Source organism: Steroidobacter flavus, from assembly GCF_042651805.1.
Lineage (GTDB): Bacteria > Pseudomonadota > Gammaproteobacteria > Steroidobacterales > Steroidobacteraceae > Steroidobacter > Steroidobacter flavus.
On the sequence record NZ_JBHSDU010000001.1, the window covers coordinates 448,924 to 466,318 of the forward strand.

Annotated in this window: 10 protein-coding genes; 4 read left to right on the plus strand and 6 right to left on the minus strand. The window is 62.4% G+C overall.

Features of this window, described 5'->3' with window-relative positions; translation table 11 throughout:
• The first annotated feature begins 39 nt into the window (after positions 1–39).
• Both ACFPN2_RS01835 and ACFPN2_RS01840 read left to right on the plus strand, forming a co-directional pair.
• Entirely contained in the window at positions 40–1,110 is a 1,071-nt protein-coding gene (locus ACFPN2_RS01835; protein ID WP_380594389.1) for a phosphotransferase, read from the plus strand.
• Positions 1,110–2,345: an aspartate aminotransferase family protein gene (locus tag ACFPN2_RS01840; RefSeq protein WP_380594391.1), complete on the plus strand. Its 1,236-nt coding sequence runs from the start codon at positions 1,110–1,112 to the stop codon at positions 2,343–2,345. The genes ACFPN2_RS01835 and ACFPN2_RS01840 overlap by 1 nt, the downstream gene beginning before the upstream one ends.
• A gap of 22 nt (positions 2,346–2,367) precedes the next feature.
• Here ACFPN2_RS01840 and ACFPN2_RS01845 read toward each other — a convergent pair whose 3' ends face one another.
• A complete protein-coding gene (locus ACFPN2_RS01845) occupies positions 2,368–3,402 on the minus strand; it encodes a right-handed parallel beta-helix repeat-containing protein (protein WP_380594393.1) in 1,035 nt (344 codons plus the stop codon).
• Positions 3,403–3,519: 117 nt separating this feature from the next.
• Between ACFPN2_RS01845 and ACFPN2_RS01850 the strand changes: the two genes are divergently transcribed.
• Together ACFPN2_RS01850 and ACFPN2_RS01855 are read left to right on the plus strand one after the other, a co-directional pair.
• Positions 3,520–4,503: a LysR substrate-binding domain-containing protein gene (locus ACFPN2_RS01850; RefSeq protein ID WP_380594395.1), complete on the plus strand. Its 984-nt coding sequence runs from the start codon at positions 3,520–3,522 to the stop codon at positions 4,501–4,503.
• 114 nt (positions 4,504–4,617) lie between these two features.
• Positions 4,618–6,003, plus strand: a complete 1,386-nt coding sequence (locus ACFPN2_RS01855) for a P1 family peptidase (protein WP_380594397.1) — start codon at positions 4,618–4,620, stop codon at positions 6,001–6,003.
• Positions 6,004–6,032: 29 nt separating this feature from the next.
• On the opposite strand, the gene ACFPN2_RS01860 is transcribed toward ACFPN2_RS01855, so the two are convergent.
• The 5 genes from ACFPN2_RS01860 to ACFPN2_RS01880 all read right to left on the minus strand — a co-directional run bounded on the left by ACFPN2_RS01860 (position 6,033) and on the right by ACFPN2_RS01880 (position 17,345).
• Positions 6,033–7,373 carry a peptide MFS transporter gene (locus ACFPN2_RS01860; RefSeq protein ID WP_380594399.1) on the minus strand — a complete coding sequence of 447 codons (1,341 nt, stop codon included), beginning with the start codon at positions 7,371–7,373 and terminating at the stop codon, positions 6,033–6,035.
• 34 nt (positions 7,374–7,407) lie between these two features.
• The gene (locus tag ACFPN2_RS01865) at positions 7,408–10,668 is read right to left on the minus strand and encodes an amidohydrolase family protein (RefSeq protein ID WP_380594401.1); all 3,261 of its coding nucleotides are present in this window, start codon (positions 10,666–10,668) and stop codon (positions 7,408–7,410) included.
• A gap of 17 nt (positions 10,669–10,685) precedes the next feature.
• Entirely contained in the window at positions 10,686–13,922 is a 3,237-nt protein-coding gene (locus ACFPN2_RS01870; RefSeq protein ID WP_380594403.1) for an amidohydrolase family protein, read from the minus strand.
• Positions 13,923–13,998: 76 nt separating this feature from the next.
• Positions 13,999–16,080 carry a TonB-dependent receptor gene (locus tag ACFPN2_RS01875; protein ID WP_380594405.1) on the minus strand — a complete coding sequence of 694 codons (2,082 nt, stop codon included), beginning with the start codon at positions 16,078–16,080 and terminating at the stop codon, positions 13,999–14,001.
• Between the two features lie 95 nt (positions 16,081–16,175).
• Positions 16,176–17,345: a serine hydrolase domain-containing protein gene (locus ACFPN2_RS01880; RefSeq protein ID WP_380594407.1), complete on the minus strand. Its 1,170-nt coding sequence runs from the start codon at positions 17,343–17,345 to the stop codon at positions 16,176–16,178.
• Positions 17,346–17,395 lie beyond the last annotated feature (50 nt).

Below are 17,395 nucleotides of genomic sequence, written 5' to 3' on the forward strand. Positions count from 1 at the left end.
TCGGTGCGCTCGGCTCACCGCGGCACGCGGCGGATACACTTGTTCGACCGGCCCGCGCCGGGTGTTAATCCTGAGGCCATGCGAAAAGAACTCAGTGAACTGCTGTCAGGCATGACCGCCCAAGCAGCCCCGGTGTCGACCGGCCACGCCGAGCGGATTGCACTCGATTGCTACGGGATCGAGGCAATTGCCCAGCGCCTGACCGGCGAGCGCGACGAAAACTTCCAGCTGCGGACGCCGGATGGCGCCATGTACGTGCTCAAGGTCGCGAATCCCCTGGAAGAGCGCGCGTTTCTGGAGCTTTTGACGGCCGCACTTCTGCATGTCGAGCAGGTGGATCCGACGCTGCCCTGCCCGCACGTGCATCGGGATCTGGCAGGCCGCGCCCAAACCGAAGTGCATGACGAGGACGGCACCGTCAGGTCCGCTCGCATGCTGACCTGGGTCGCCGGCAAACCGTTGCGAATGGCGGAACGATCGGCTGAACAACGCCGGCATTGCGGCCAGCTCGCGGCACGGCTGTCGCTTGCCCTGCGCGATTTCTCACATCCCGCCGCGCATCGCCCGATTCTCTGGAATCTGTGCCACCTGCCCAAGATGCAGGACCTGCTCCAGGAGCTGCCCGACTTCCCGCGCGCCGATCTCATCGCAGAGTTTATTGCTCACTTCGAGGCCGACATCGTTCCCCGGCTCGCCACGGTCCGCCAGCAAGTGACCCATAACGATCTCAACGATCGCAACATCCTGGTCGCCGACAACGACGATGATCGGATCGCCGGCATCATCGACTTCGGCGATACGGTCCATACCCCGCTGATCGCCGATGTCGCCATCATGATGGCCGAGCAGATCTGCGAACCGCACGAGGCCGAGCCGGTCGTCGCCGAATTGCTCGCCGGCTATGAAAGCGTAACGCCGCTGCTGAAGTCCGAGCTTGCGATATTGCGTGAGCTGATCGTCGCGCGCATTGTAATGAGCGCGGTCATTCCCTCGTGGCATCGTCATCGCAATCCCACCAACACACACTACGCCCGAGTCACCCGCGACTTCGTCAGCAAACGCATGCTGATCGCCGAAACGCTGCTGGCCACTGCCGAGAGACCCGCCTGATGTCGAGCTCATCTTCCAGTACCGCTGACCTGCTCGCGCGTCGCCGTCGCCTGCTTGCGCCGACCTACGGGCTCTTTTACGAAGAGCCAGTGCACATCACGCGCGCCTCGGGCGTATGGATGTATGGTCCGGACGGTCGCGCCTACCTGGATGTTTATAACAACGTTCCGGTGGTCGGCCATTGTCATCCGCAGGTCGTCGAAGCGTTGGCTCATCAGGCCGCGCTGCTGAATACACACACGCGTTATCTCACCGAGAAGCCCCTCGAGCTGGCGGAGCGGTTGCTTGCAACCTTCCCATCGGAGCTCGCGACGGCGATCTTCACCTGCACCGGCAGCGAATCGAACGATCTCGCCATCCGTGTCAGCAAGGTGGCGACCGGCGGCACGGGCGTCATCATTAGCGAGTGGGCTTACCACGGCACGACGGAAACGCTGGCTGGCATGTCGCCCTCGTCGGGCATGGGCCGTCTCGGCACGCATGTCTATACGGTGCCGGCACCGATCGACCAGGAAAGCGCAAGTCAGTTCGCCTCGCGCGTGCAGGCTTGTATCGAAACAATGCGAGCCGCCGGTGTGAAACCCGCTGCACTGCTGGTCGACACGATCTTCTCGAGCGATGGCGTCAGTGCAGATCCGCCGGGTTATCTGGCGGCGGCGGCCGAGCACGTGCGTGCAGCCGGGGGGTTGTTGATTGCCGATGAAGTGCAGCCAGGCTTCGGTCGCACCGGTCATTCAATGTGGGGCTTTCAGCGGCACGGCGTCGTGCCGGATCTGGTCACCATGGGCAAGCCGATGGGCAATGGACATCCGGTCTCGGCATTGATCGCACGGCCGGAAGTGATTGCGGAGTTCGCGCGACAGACGCGCTACTTCAACACCTTCGGTGGCAACACCGTCGCGTGCGCCGTTGCACTGGCGGTCCTCGACATCATCGAGCAGGAACAACTGATCACGAACGCTCGCGAGATCGGTGCACAGTTGCGTCGCGGCTTGCAGGAGCTTGCGTCACGTCATCCCACGCTCGGCGCGATTCGTGGCGCGGGTCTGTTCATCGGCGCGCAAATCACTACAGGCAAAGCGGAGACCACTCGCATCGTCAACGCGCTTCGTCAACGTGGCGTGTTGATCGGCTCGGCCGGTCGCAATGGCGACGTGCTCAAGATCCGACCGCCCCTGGTCTTCAAACAAGAGCACGTCGATCAGTTGCTCGGCACGCTGGCGCAGGTGTTGTGACGCCAGCGTGCCTTCGACTGCGTTAGCGCAGCCCGATTTGCGACGGGCTGCCCACTGGCGAGCCGAAGTCCGGATCGCCTTTGCCAGCCAGCGGCGACTGCGGCTGCTGGCGATAGTCCGCATCGAGCTTCGGATCTTGCTCGATCACGTTCGGCCCCTTGCGCACCGACGCCGCATCTTTCGCGAGCATCGCGTTCTCATTGCCGAACAGCGCGCTGTAGCCTATCCAGATCTTGCTGTTGCCGAGGGCATGCGCCGCATAGGGCTCGTTGTTCAACAGGATCGAGTTCGTCACATAGATCGACGCTTCGTGCTCTGTGTACAGACCGTCATCGATGTTCCGATCAACGACTGAGTGCGCGACATGCGCCGTCGATTTGTCGTAGGCGGCGATGGCGCTGGAATCGTTGCCCCGGATCACGGCATTGCTCAGGCGCAGATACGCCGTCTCGTGCAACCAGATCGCGACGTGTCCATCGAGGATACGCAGCCCGTCAGCATCCAGAAGGGTATCGCCGCGACCGGTGAGGCCCATCTTCTGATACTTCTCGATGGTCACGTCATGCAGACTCACGCGGCTGTCGATCGCGAAAATGCCGTGGCCTTCGTAGATCTCATCCTCCTCGACGTCGAATTTGAATCCGGTCAAGGTGAGGCCGCGTACCTCGAGGTCGGCACGATTCACGACGATGCCGGTGCTGCGAGGGCCGCTGCCGCCGTCGAGCACGACGCCGGGCTCGCCCACCAGGCTCAATCGCTTGCCATCGACCACGACGAAACCGCGAATCGTATGGATCTTGTAGGGCACGTCTCGCACCGCCGTCGCGCTGTAAGTACCGGCGCGGAGCTGGACGGTATCGCCGTCGGCGGCCGCATCGATTGCAGATTGAATGCCGGCGCCACCCGCGAAGGCGCAGTCGGTCGCCATGTTCGCCGTCGGGCACACGATGTGAGTATGGGGACCGGCGTTCGCGGAGACGGTTTCGGTCGGGCGCGGCGAGCAGCCGGTCAGGACGCTCGCGATCAAGACGGCGATCAGGCTCGTTCGTTGAGACATTCGGGTTCTCGCTGTTCGATGAGTGTCGTATGGTGGCAGCCCCTTCGCGTTGGGAAGATGCGAACTTGGCAGCTCCTGGTGCCGAGGGATCACCGCTGTGACACAATCGGATCCAAGATGGGCGATGAAAAGACTGAGCTGTACGTCCCGAGCCCGCGGCTGCCGCCTCGCAAGGGACTCCCGCCGTTCGAAGCGCTGCGGGCGTTCGACGCGGTCGCCCAACTCGGCGGAGTTCGCAAAGCCGCCGATTATCTGTACCGCGACCAGACCGTCATCAGCCGCCACCTGCGCACCGTCGAAGACTGGGTCGGCGCCAAGCTCATCGTGCGCACGCCGTCGGGCAGCATGCTCACCGAGCAAGGTTCGCAGTACCACAAGCAAATCGCCGCAGCCATCGATGCGATCGCCGCCGCGACCGCCGATCTCGTCAAGCATGGCGATACCGGCAGCCTGCACATCCGCTGCATGCCCGGCTTCGCGTTGCATTGGTTGTCACGTCGACTCGGCAGCTTCGAGGAATCTCATCCGGGCTTCTACACCGTGCATCCGGCCGAGCGCCGACCGGACTTTTTGAGCTTCGACGCCGATGTCGAAATCCGTTTCGTCGCCGCTTACAACCGCGAATCGGAGCCGCCGGAGGAATTCCGCAGCTCATTGATCGTGCACTCGCCCGTGCTCGCGGTTGCCAATCCCGACTATCTGGCGCGCAGCGCGCCGATTCACGAGCCTCGCGACCTGCTCCAGCATCAGCTGCTCCATGAAGAAAGTTTCGACCGCTGGCGCAACTGGCTGGGCTCGTATCAGGTTCAAGACGCCGCGGACTTGACCGGTCCGCGCCTGTGGCAAGGGCACCTGACATTGCATGCGGCCTGCCAAGGCCGCGGCATCGCACTCGCCAACTATGTGATCGCAAGCGAAGACCTCGCGGCGGGTCGCCTGGTCGATATCGGTGCAGGCAAGGCCGGCTTTCAGCCGCAGGCCATGGGCACCTACTATTTCATCGCCAAAGCCAACCGCTGGGATTCTTCCCTCATCCGCCGCTTCCGTGACTGGCTCACCGACGCCGTGCGCGCCGACTTTCCCAACCTGAAAACTTCCTAGCGACGTCACGCGGTGTGCCGCGCTCACCACGAGCGGCGCGGCATCCCAAACCTGGGCGCGGCTTTGGCGTCATCATCGCCGTTCCACCCTCGTTTGCTCATTTCTGGAGGCGACATGATCGTCCGGCGATCGCTGCTCATTGCTCTGGCCATCACCGCAACTCTCTCGGGCGCGGCCCACGCGGCCGACGATCAATCGTCGTTGCAGCCGGTGCTGAATGCCGGCGACAACGTGCTCAAGTTCGACTGGCCCGCCGTGTCGGTCGGCACCGGCGAATATGAGGAAGGCCCGACGGGCGTCACCGTCTTCCGCTTCGATCGACGCGTGCATGCGGCGGTCGACGTGCGCGGCGGCGGTCCCGGCACGGTGAATACAGACTATCTGCGCATCGGTTACGAAGTGCCCGAAGTGGATTCGGTCGTGTTCTCCGGCGGCTCGTGGTACGGCCTCGAAAGCACGACCGCGGTGGCCACCGCTCTCAAGGACGATGATATTCGCGACGGCATCTGGACCAACCTCGCGCTCTCGGTGGGCGCCATCATTTATGACTTCGGCGATCGACGCCTCAACGAAATCTATCCCGACAAGCGGCTGGCACAGGCTGCGGCGCGTGCCGCCCGAACCGGAATGTTTCCTCTGGGTGCGCGCGGCGCGGGGCGCATGGCGAAGACCGGTCACATCTTCGATTGCGGCGCGTACTCGGGACAAGGCGGCGCCTTCAAACAAATCGGCGACTTGAAGATCGCGGCGTTCACGGTGGTCAACGCGGTCGGCGTCGTCACGGATCGTGAAGGACGAGTCGCGGCGTGTTATCGCGACAAAGACTGGCCGCAGGGCGAGCTGAAAACAGCGGAGTTGTTCGGCGCTTTCCCAGCGAGCAGCAAGCAAGGCGCGTGGCGACCGATGGCCCAGAAACTCGATGCCAAGCGCAACACCACCGTCAGCCTGGTCATTACCAATCAAAAGCTGGATCGCGCGCGATTGGAGCGGCTTGCCACGCAAGTGCATTCTTCCATGGGCCGCGCCCTGCAACCGTTCGCGACAGAGCTCGATGGCGATGTGCTCTATGCGGTCTCCACCGCCGAACTGGAGGGCCCGGTCGATGAGTCCCCCACTCCCAACGTGGATCTCGACATCATCGCCTCGGAACTGATGTGGGACGCGGTGCTGGCCTCGATCCCGCCGCAGCAGCAAATCAAGCAGCCCGATCCCAATGTGACATTCACCACCGCGCAGCTACGATCCTTCGCGGGCGACTATGTCTTCAGCCCGAATGTGAGCGTGCGTGTGACTGTCGAAGGTAACAAGCTCGTAGCACAGGCCAGCGGCGCACGCCCGGCGTTCGCGATTCGCAAAGAGAACACGGTGGAGTTGTTACCGGCGTCGAAGACGGAATTCGTCGTCCCCGGCCGTTATCCGACGACCCTGAGCTTCACTGAGAAAGGCAAGCTCGTGCTCAATCCCGGGCACTGGCAGCAGGTGGGCTCGCGCAAGAAATGACGAGCCTCGGCGCTTCGGAAACGACTGCGTTAACCCAGCCGCAGCTCGCGTACGAAGCGCCGCTTGAAGATGAGGATCACCACGCCTCCGCCGATGCCGATCGCCGCGTGCAATAGCCAGAACACACTCGGCTGCAACGATTCGTAGAAGCGCCCCAGCCAGCCGCTGACGATGCCGCCGATGAAGATGCCCAGATAATACGAGCCGACGAGCATCGCATTCACCGCGGTCGGTGCCGCCCGCGACACGAGCGACAACGCAATCGGCGCTGCATATAGATAGCCGGCCGCGACCAGGAAGTGAAACACCACGGGCCAGCCCACCAGCACGCGCCCCTCAACTGCCAGCGCTTGCCCCAGGGCCAGCAGTACGCAGGACAACCCGAAGAAGCCGCAGCCCAATGCGATCTTCACGAGGTCGGTGGGCTCGGCGGCTCGCTTCGACTGCCAGCGCCAGAACAGCACGGTGAACGGCGCGAGCACCAGCACCGCCAGCGCGTCCAGCGATTGAAACCACGTGACCGGAATCGTGAAGCCGGACAACTGACGATCAACGACATCCCGCAGCCACAACGGATAGATGTTCCAGACCTGCGCCTGCACGATCCAGAACGTGGACGTCAGCGCCAACAGCACCAGCAACGCCACGATCACTCGGGCATCGCCCGGCTCGAGTTTCACTCTCGACGAAGCGTGTCGCGGCGAATCGGGTGGCAAGTAATGACGACCCGATAGATAAATCACGATGCCGATCAGCATGCCAAAGCCTGCGGCCGTGAAGCCGTAGTGCCAGCCGTACAACTCACCGAGCGAGCCACACACCAACGGCGACACAAACGCACCGATATTAATCGCCGTGACATAGGCCGTGTACGCACTATCGCGCCGGCGATCGTCCTTTGCATACAACGCGCCAACTTGCGCGGCCAGATTGCCCTTCAGCAAGCCGGAGCCGAGGATCAACGACAGTAGTGCCGGCAGGAACGCCGCCTCGAAAGCCATCATGAAATGGCCCGCGGCCATGAGCAACGCTCCCGCGAGCACCGCTCGGGTGCGTCCGATCAGACGATCGCCGATCAGACCGCCAACGATGGGGGTGAAATAGATGAGCGCGACGTACAGACCGAAAATCTGCGACGCCAACGCCTGTGTCGACAACTCACCGAACACGATCTCCAGCGCGCCCTTGAACCCCGCGAAGCCGGCAATGCCTTCCACCGCGCCCGGCTGCAACAGGTAGCCGGTCATGTACAGCATCAGCAGCGCCTGCATGCCGTAGAACGAGAACCGCTCCCAGGCCTCGGTGAAAAAGATATAGGCCAGGCCGCGAGGATGGCCCAGGAATTCGCCGGCCACGACTGGGTGTGGCACGGCGACATCACTCTCGAGGTTGGCGGTATTCACGCTATTGATGCGCCCAGGCTTTTTTCCAATCGATGATGTTCTGAGTGTGGCCCACTTCCCAATAGAACTTGCCACGCGGCCGCTCGCGCAGCCCGATCTCGTTCATGCTGTATGAGTCATAGAGCCGGCCGTTCACCATCGTGTAGCGCACGGTGTTGGTCTGGAGGATATCTTCGAGCGGATTGCCATCCAGCACGATGACATCGGCGAGCTTGCCCACTTCGAGCGAGCCGATCTGCTTATCGAGGCCGAGCGTCCTGGCGCCATTCAATGTACTCGAGCGCAGCACATGAAGATTGCTCATGCCGCCTTCGGCGAGCAGCCACATCTCCCAATGCTGAGCCACCCCGGGCGCTTCGCCGTGCGAGCCCGCGTTCACCGTCACGCCCGCGTCATCGAGCTTCTTCATCGAGCGCGATACCGAGCGGAAGCCGATGTCATAGATCTCATCCGCTGCGTGGATCGTGGTCATGCCACGGACATAGGGCGGCGCGTAGTGCGGCGAGCCCAGCGGGTTGTAACCGCTGGTCGTCACCTGAATGAACGTCTGTGCTTTCGGATCGTCCCACAGCCGAGTGTGCTGATAAATGTAGTTCTCGCCAAGCAGCTCCCCGAACGTCATCACCAGCGTGGGCGTATGGAAACTCTTGGCACGCGCCATCAACTGCACGACGTCGTCGTAGTACGTCGCCACCGGCATGTTGTGTTGCAGGTTGGTGTTGCCGTCCAGAATCATGGTGATGTTGTTGAAGAAATTGCTCTCGCCCTCCACGTCCACCATGATGCCGGTGTCGCGACCGGCCTTGATCAATTGCTGACGCTGGCTGCGCATGGGCTGGCGATAGCTCTTGACGATGATGCCGCCGAGCGCCCGCTTGCGCTCCATGAGCACTTTCGCGTCCTCGTAGCTGTTCACCGGCAGAAACGCGTTGTCGCCCTTGCCATTACGACCGAACGCAATGAAGCCAGACTCGATGGCGCGCGGTCCGACCATGTCGCCCGACAATGTCATCTCGGCCTGCGAATAGCTCGGCAGCTCGGAGGTGTAAGGGTCATAGTTCGTCGTGACGCCATACGCGAGGTCCGCGTAACGGGACTGCTGCTTCTGAGGCATCAGCCCGGACGACGTGTAGTAACAATTGTTGATGTGGCCGTGCATGTCGATGAGCCCGGGCATGATCGTCTTGCCGGTCACATCGATGACTTTCGCGCCCGCCGGAATCGCGACGCTCTGCGTCTCACCGAGCGCAACGATGCGATTGTCCTTGACCACCAACGTGCCACGTTCAATGACGCCATCGCCAGCGGCATTCTCTGCCATGGTGATGATGCGGGCGTTGGCAAATGCCACCGTGCCCGAGGGCCGATCCACCGGCGCAGTCAGCCCCGCGTCGACTTGTTTGGTCGTCGGCGCCTGTCCTGCATCGAGCTGCGCACCGATCGGGGCCGTGTAGAGAATGTTGCCCACCGACCAGTGCAGACGCTGCGAGGTCGCCGACCACTTGAGACCGTAGCCACCGAGATCGCTGATCTGCACGGCTTTGAATGAATCGCCGCTGGTATTCACCCTCAACGGCTCGGCAAGCTCCCGATACTTGCCAACGTAGTACTGTTGATGGTCGCGGAACGCCAGCCACTTCAGGTCCGGGCTCAGGCGCAACTCTGACGTATCGGCGTCGCGCGTCACCGCGTGCACGCGCTTGTCCAACCCGTTCAGATCCACGCTTTCCAATGTCGTGACAGTCTGGTGGTCGACGTAATTTTCGACGGTGTAGTAGATGCGCTTGCCGTCCGGAGCAAACATCGGCGCTTCGCCCGGGAGGGTCACGTAGTGATTCTCGCCGGTGCTCAGCTCCATCCAGTAGATGCCAATCTTCGCTTCGTGACCGCCGAGGCAACGATCGCCCGCGTCGATCTTGTACACCAGACGCCGCCCATCGCGAGAGAACGATGGCGCACGCAACACGCCGCCGCTGGTCATGAGCGAGCGCGATGTGCCGCTGGCGAGCTCGAGTAGCTTCAACGCGCCGCCGACCTCATCGCTCCATTCCACGTACGCGAGCCGTTTGCCATCGGCCGAGAATGCGGGCTCGAACTCCAGCGCCGATGTCTTGGTCAGACGCGTCGGTGTCGCCGCGCCGGACTTCCGCCACAAGCGACCGAGCGCATTGAAGATCACCGTGTCACCGTCCGGCGAATACGCAGGCTGACGGATCGCCTTCACCGGAAAACGCTCGGGCGCGAGATCGTGCGTGAATCTTGGCGGCGTGGTCACCTTGTGCCTGGCATGCACCCGAAATGGAATCGGCGTCGCTGAGCCATTCTCCATATCGATCTTCCAGAGCTTGCCCTTGCCCCAAATGGCCACGTGACGACTGTCCGGGAACCAGTCGAAGGCGGGATAGTAGATGCCTTGCCAGGTGTAATCGGCCTGGGCATCTCGATCCAGCGCATCGTAGATGGGCCGCTGCTCGCCGCTTGCGATGTCGTAACTGAACAGCACCGTCTTAGCCTTCACCCGTCGCACGAAGGCGATGTGCTTGCCATCGGGCGAAGGTTGCGGCGTGGTGGCACTGCCGAAGCCGCGAATCAACGACTCGGTCGCACCCGTGCGCAGATCTCGACGCATGACCGCGTAGTGAATGGCGTTGGCGTCGATATACACCACCGAGTTCGACGGCGGCGTGATTTTCTCGGTGTAGTAGAGATAGCGGCCGTCTGGCGAGAACTGCGCCTCATGCACGTTCTCACCGCTGGCCGGCGCCGGCACCAGCATCCGCCCCTCGCCACCCGACAGCTCGAACAAGCGCAGCTCCGCCGCATGCAACTTGTCATCGCCCGAGAACAACTGTGCCGCGGCAAACGATTGCCCATCGGGCAACCACTGTGCGCCGGTCAATGAATTCACAGTCTGCGAAGTCACGGCGTGCGCAGCGGAGCCGTCGACGTTGGACAACCATACGTTGTCGCCCCCGCTTCCGTCACTGATGTAAAGCATTTGCTTGCCATCGGGGCTGAAACGCGGCGCGCGTTGCATGGCTGCGCCACCATGCACGAGGCGCGCTTCGCCCCCGGTCGCCGGCAACGAATAGATATCGCCGAGCAAATCGAACATCAGCGTATGGCCATCCGGACTCACGTCGACACTCATCCAGGTGCCTTCCTCGACGTCGAACGCTACGTCCGTCGCCGGTTGACCGGTGTTCTCGACATCCCAGTTCGTAGCCGCACTCGCGACACCGCACGCCAACAGCGCGCTCATCAGACACGGGCGCATGTTCAACGCCCTCCCCATGCTTCGTTCCAATCGATGCCGTTGCGTTGTTGCAGCTCCCAATAGAACTTGGTGCGAGGGCGATCGTAGTTGCCGGTCTCGTTCATGGTCATCGAGTCATAGAGGCGGCCGTTCACCATGGTGAGCCGCACGCTGTCGGTGTTGGCGATGTCCTGGAGCGGATTGCGGTCGAGCACGATGAGATCCGCCAGCTTGCCGGGCTCGAGCGAGCCGATCTGTCGATCGATGCCGAGCGTGCGGGCGCCGTTGATCGTGGCGGCATGCAGGATCCGCATCGGACTCATCCCGCCTTGGGAGAGCAAGCGCATCTCCCAATGCATCGCCAGCCCGGGAACCTCGCCGTGCGAGCCCACATTGATCACGACACCAGCCGCATCGAGCTTCGCGGTGGCACGAGCGACGCCGCGAAATCCGATCTCCCACAACTCATCGGCGACGTTGATGGAACTCATGGCACGCGCATACGGTGGCGCGCCATAGGGCGTGCCCAGCGGGCTGTAGCCGCTCAATGTTTCCTGCACGAAGGTCTGTATCCGAGGATCTTTCCAGGCCTCGGTGTGCTGATACATATAGTTCTCGCCGAACAGCTCGCCGAAGTTGACCACCAAGGTCGGCGTGTTGTGCACCTTCGCCTGCGCGAACAACTGCACGATGTCGTCGTAGTAGTTTGCGAACGGCAGGTTGTGCTCCAGGTTGGTGTGGCCATCGAGCACGGCGGTGATGTTGTTATAGAACTGACTTTCGCCTTCGATATCGACCATCACGCCTGCCTCGCGACCGGCCGCGATCAACAGCTGGCGTTCGCGCCGGGCCGGATAGCGATAGCTCTTCACAATCATGCCGCCAATCGCTCGCTTGCGAGCCATGACGTTGCGGGCATCGTCGAGCGTTTCGATGGGCTCATACAGATTCGAGGGCTGTTGCGATCGACCCCACAGCGCGCCGCCGGTGCCGATCCAGCGCGGCCCGACGTTCAGTCCGGCGAGCGTCGTTTCGGTGCTCTCGTAGCTGGTCAGCTCATTGGGATAGGGATCAAAGTTGGTGGTGACCCCAAACGCCAGTGCCGCGTAACGGCTCGCCTGCTTCTGCGGCGACGTGCCGGTACCGTAGCAACAGTCGATGTGACCGTGCGCATCGATGAGTCCCGGCAGGATGGTCTTGCCGGCGGCATCGAGGATCTTGGCGCCCGCCGGCACGGTGACGCTGGCCGAAGGACCGAGTGTGGCGATTCGATTTCCAGTCACGACCACTGTGCCGTCTTCGATCACCTCATCGCCGCGCATGGTGACGATGGTCGCGTGGGTGAATGCGACGGTGCCTTTGGGGACATCCAACGGCATTGTCAAACTAATCGAGCCCTGCGAGTTGGCCGATGCATTGGCAAACGGTGCATTGACTCGATACAACTCAGGCCCCAAGGCCCAATGCAGCGACCGGGAATCGGTCGCCCAAGTGAGCGCATAGCCGCCGCGAGTCGTCAGCTTCGTGGCTATGACTTCAGCGGTATTTGCGCTCACTCGCAGCGGCGAGCCAGTCTCCCGATACGGCACGACGAAATACTGCTGCCGATCCCGGAATGCGATCCAGCGCAGATCGGGGCTGGCGCGCAGGTCTGTGGTATCGGCATCCGGCGTGCGAGCGTGCTCGCGAACATCAAACCCATCGAGCGTCGCGCTACGCAAGCTCTGCGCAACGCTCGGCCCGGAGTAGTCCGACACGACGAAGTACACGCGCTGGCCGTCCGGTGAGAACTGTGGCGCGTCGTCACCTTCGGCGATGAAGTGAGTCTCGCCACCTGCGGCATCCACCCAGTAGATGCCAGGCTTAGCGCGAGCCCCGCCCATGCTCACGTCGGCGGCTTGAATGCGAAACGTCACGCGCTTGCCGTCCGCAGAGAACTGCGGCTGACGGATCACGCCGCGACTCGTGGCAATCGTCCGCAGGCCTTTGCCGTTCTCATTGGCGACGTTGAGCGCGGTGCCTCGCTCATCATCCCATTCGACATAGACGACGCGTTTGCCATCTTTGGCGAATGCCGGCTCGAAGCCCGCCGCGCTCGGTCGACCGAACGCCGTCGGCTTGCCATCGGCTCCGGCACGACGCCACAAACGATTCAACGCAGTAAAGATCGTCACCTTCTCATCGGGACTCACCGCGAGATCGCGGATCGCACGCACCTGCACCTGAGCGGGTGCGAGGTCCTGTTCGAAACGCACCGGCTCGACGACGCGCTGACGAACATGTGCCCGGAAAGGAATCGGTGTGGCCGCACCGGTTTCCACATCGATCTTCATCAGCTTGCCCTGCGCCCAAATGGCAATGTGCTTTTCATCCGGAAACCAGGCGTAGCCGGGATAGTAGTTCACCTGCGCTTCGTACGACGCTTGCAGGTCGCGATCGAGCCCGTCATAGACCGCGCGTTGTGCGCGTGACGTGAGATCCATATGAAACAACAGCGTCTTGTCTTTGACCCGACGCACGAACGCGAGGTGCTTGCCGCTCTTCGAGATCTGTGGCGCGAGTGCTGCGCCCCAGCCGCTCGCCAGCTCCTCACTCTCGCCGGTGCGCACGTCGCGTCGCTTGACCGCGTAGTTGATGTGATTGGCGTCGATATAAATATTCGGCGTGGTCAGACGCTCCGTGTAGTATACGTACTGACCATCTGGCGACATCTCAGGCTCGGCGACATCCCGCAGGTTCTTCGGAACCGGCACCAGCGTCCGACTGCCCCCGCCCAGCTCATAAAGCTTGATCTCAGCGCTCAGACGCATCGGATGCCGCGCGGGGATGAACGACGCGACCACACTTTGCTGATCCGGCCCCCAGTTGGCCGCCTGAATCAGATCACGAGTTTCATGCGTGACCGCTCGCGCATTGCTGCCATCGACGTTGGAGATCCAGACGTTTTCCGCACCCGAGGCATCGCTCACGAATAACAGCTGCTTGCCATCGGCACTGAAGCGCGGCGTGCGTTGCATCGCCGGTCCGCCCTGAACCAGCTTCGCCTCGCCGCCATTCACCGGCAGCGTGAAGATGTCGCCAAGCAGATCGAACACCAGCTGTTGTCCATCCGGGCTCACATCCACGCTCATCCACGTGCCTTCCTGCACAGTGAACTCGACATCGCGATAGGGCTGACCGGGACTGGACACGTCCCAACTCTGTGCCGACGTTGCGGCGCTCGCGAGCAGCGTCAGCGCCAATGCTTTCGACTGAAACATTCTGGAGGCTCGATCCCCTGGGGTCGTCATTGTTGGATAAGGCACGGCCGCTACCTTCGTAGCGGCCGTGCGCTCATCAGAAGTTGAATGCCGCCTTGATGCCGATGGTCCGCGGTTTGGTACGATTCGCCTGCGACCACAGCACGAACGGGTCCACCGCCTTGTTCTCGTTGGTGAGGTTGGTGCCGAACAGTTCGAGCGACGTTTTCCCCCAGCTCATGCCGAGACGGGCGCCGAGCAGCGTGAAGCTGTCCGAGGCCTGCGTGACGTACTGCGGGTAGTACATGAAACGGTCCGTGTACAGCACTTCGTCGCGATGATTGACGTCCAGGTGCACGAAGCCGTCGATGCCCGCGGCCCACTGGAACGAATAATTCGCCGCCAGCGTGTAGCTCACCTTCGGCACGTAATCCGATGGGTCGCCGACCTTATTCGCGGCGTTGTCGGCATCGAGCTCGACCACTTCGGTCTCGATGTACGAGCCGGACGCACTCAACATCAATTGATCGGTGGCGCGCCAGCCGAAGCCCGCCTCGATACCTTTGATCTCCACCGTACCGATGTTGGCGGCGATGTTCTGGAACTGTTGATTCACCACCACCAGGCCGCGGCGAATCATGTTCTTGTAGTCGGTGTAGTAAGCCGCGGTCTCGAACTGGAACCGGCCGTCCATCACCGAGCCCTTGGCGCCGATCTCGTAGTTGTAGATCTTTTCGGGATCGTACGGCGGCTGGCCGTACGTATTGAAGCCGCCGCTGCGGAAGCCCTTCGCGACGTTGGTGTAAAGCTTCACGCTGTCGGTGAGCGCATAGGAGGCGTAGATACGCGGATCGGTCGACTCGAACGTATCGCTTTGCGTGCGCGTGCCGTCGAAGATCGAAGAATCGTCGGTGAAATGACGCACGCCCGCGCCCACTTCGAAGCGCTCGCCGAGCTTCACCGAGCCATCGGCGAACACCGACCAGGATTCGCTGTGGTTGTCGGAAATATAAATGTACGGCTCCAGCACCACGGAGTTGTACAGCGTCTCGATCGGGCCCGAGAATGCCGAGTCGACCTGGCGATAGTAAGCGCCGAGCGTGTAGTTGAAGCGACGCTCGCCGGTGGACACCAGCCGCAGCTCCTGCGTGAATTGATACGTTTGGTCGTCGTAGGTGCTGATACCTTCGAGATTGCCGCCCGGCGGCCGATAGGTCGACTCCACCGGCGTGATGTAAGGCAATGCGTAGTCACGCATGTAGTCGATGTAGCTGGTCGCACTGGTCAGCGCCGAGTTGGCGAATGAGTACGTGCCGGTCAAGTTATACAACTGATAACGATCGATGCGCGGACGGATGCGACGCGAGCGGTCGAGGCCCATGTCGATGGTGCGATCCGGTTGCTCGTAGTCGAGACCGAGCTCGCTCTTCAATTGATACGCAGCGATGGTGCCTTCGATCTCCAACGCTTCGGTGGGACGCCACAGCGCCTTGGTGCGGATGTTGTAGACGTCCTGATTGTTGGCGTCCTTGAGACCGGCCTCCGGCTGATCGATCCAGCCACCGCCTTGTTCGCCCGAGGCAGCGACACGCACGCCGAACACGCCGTCGACGATGGGCATGTTGACGATGCCGGTCAGCTTCTCGTTCGAGTCGCCGTCCTCGATGAACGACAGCTCCCCTTCGGCGCGACCCTCGAAGCGATCCAGCTTCGGCTTCTGCGTAATGAAGCGGACGGTGCCGGCCGCCGAGCCCGCCCCGTACAGCGTGCCCTGCGGGCCCTTCAGAACTTCGATGCGCTCCATGTCGAGCGAGCGCAAATCCAGCTGTCGAAACAAGTACAGCGTGGTCGGCGTTTCGTCCATGTACACGGACGTGAGCGCTTCGGAGCCGGCGAGATTGCCGATGCCGCGCATGAAGAGCTGCAGCGAGCCCGGGCCGTCGACGCGCATGGCCACGCCGGGCACTGCGAACGACAGGTCCTGAATCGAGCGCACGCCGCGCTGTTCGAGCTCGGTGGCGCCCATGACCGTGAGGCTCATCGGCACGTCGATGGTGCGCTCCTCACGCTTCTGCGCCGTCACGACGATTTCTTCGACCACGCTATCCTGGGCCCAGCTCGTGACCGGTGGTACAGCCGCCAGCGACATTGCCAGCAGGTATTTGGTATTTCTGTTCATTCCCCATCCCCTTGTGCCGGGAAGCCGGCACGATGCCAAAATAATTGACGTGACCCGCTACGTGAACACTGCATCCGATGCAGGCAGCGGTGTGTTCAGCGCAACGCCGCCACCACACCGTTGAAGAAATCGTTGTCGACGATGGCCTCGGCGAACTTGGGCTTCGAGCGCGAACTGCACACCGCGATCACCACTTCGGCGCGCGGGTTGACGTAAATGAACTGGCCGAAGATGCCGCGTGCGCCGAACGCACCGTCAGCGAACGAGCCTTCGGCGTCGGGCACCGGCCACCACATGTAGCCGTAGTCCACCCGCTTGCCATGAATGGCCAGCGGCGCGCTTGCCTGAGCAACCCACCCTTCGGGTAATACGCGCTTGCCCTCGATGAGCCCGTCGTTCATGAGGAACAGGCCGAAGCGCGCGTAATCACGCAGCGTCGCGTGAATCCCGCTGCCGGCGACTTCGAGACCGTCGGGCGACTCCAGCCACCAGGTCGCCTCGCTCTGCATCCCGAACGGGGCCCAGATTTTTTCCGACAGGTAATCGCTCAACCAGCGGCCGGTGGCGGCTTGCACCAGTGCCCCGACGACGTGAGTCTCGGCTGTGCTGTAATTCCAGACGCTGCCGGCCGGCGCGACCCGCGGCAAGCTGGCGACGAAATCGAGAATGGCACCGGAGCGCTGGGCAATCTGCAATTCCAGCATGTGCGAACGTTCGGAGCCCGGATCCGTGTGGGTATCGTCCCACTTCACGCCCGACGTCATCTGCAACAGCTGTCGCACCGAGACGCCATCGTACGAGCTGCCTCCGAGCTGCGGCAAGTAATCGGTGAGCGCATCGTCGACGCCGCCGATCAGGCCGTCCTGAATCGCGGCCCCGACCAGCGTCGTGCTGACCGACTTGGCGCACGACATCGAAATCCAGCGCGCGTCCGCATCTAGCCCCAGATCGTAGTGCTCCAGCGCCACGCTGCCTCGATGAGTGATCAACAGGCCGGCCACGCGGTTGCGCGAAATGTAATCGGCGAGATCGAACTCGACACCGCGCGATTGAATCGTCACGTCACGCAGCTCGCGATTGCCGGCTGGCAGCGGACGCACTCGCGAGCCGCGTGCGATGCTTCGGGTCGCGAAGGCCCAACTGCCGTCGAGGAACAGCGTGCTCTGCGTCGGCGGCAGCAACTTGCCCGCGTAGGCCAGGCGACTCAGCTGCCGCCGATCGGGCGGCGTCTCGCCCTCCACTTCGAACCGATTTCCCGTTTGCAAGATACCGACCTGCGCTCTACGTGACAGGTCTCTATTTACGCTGCTTGCCC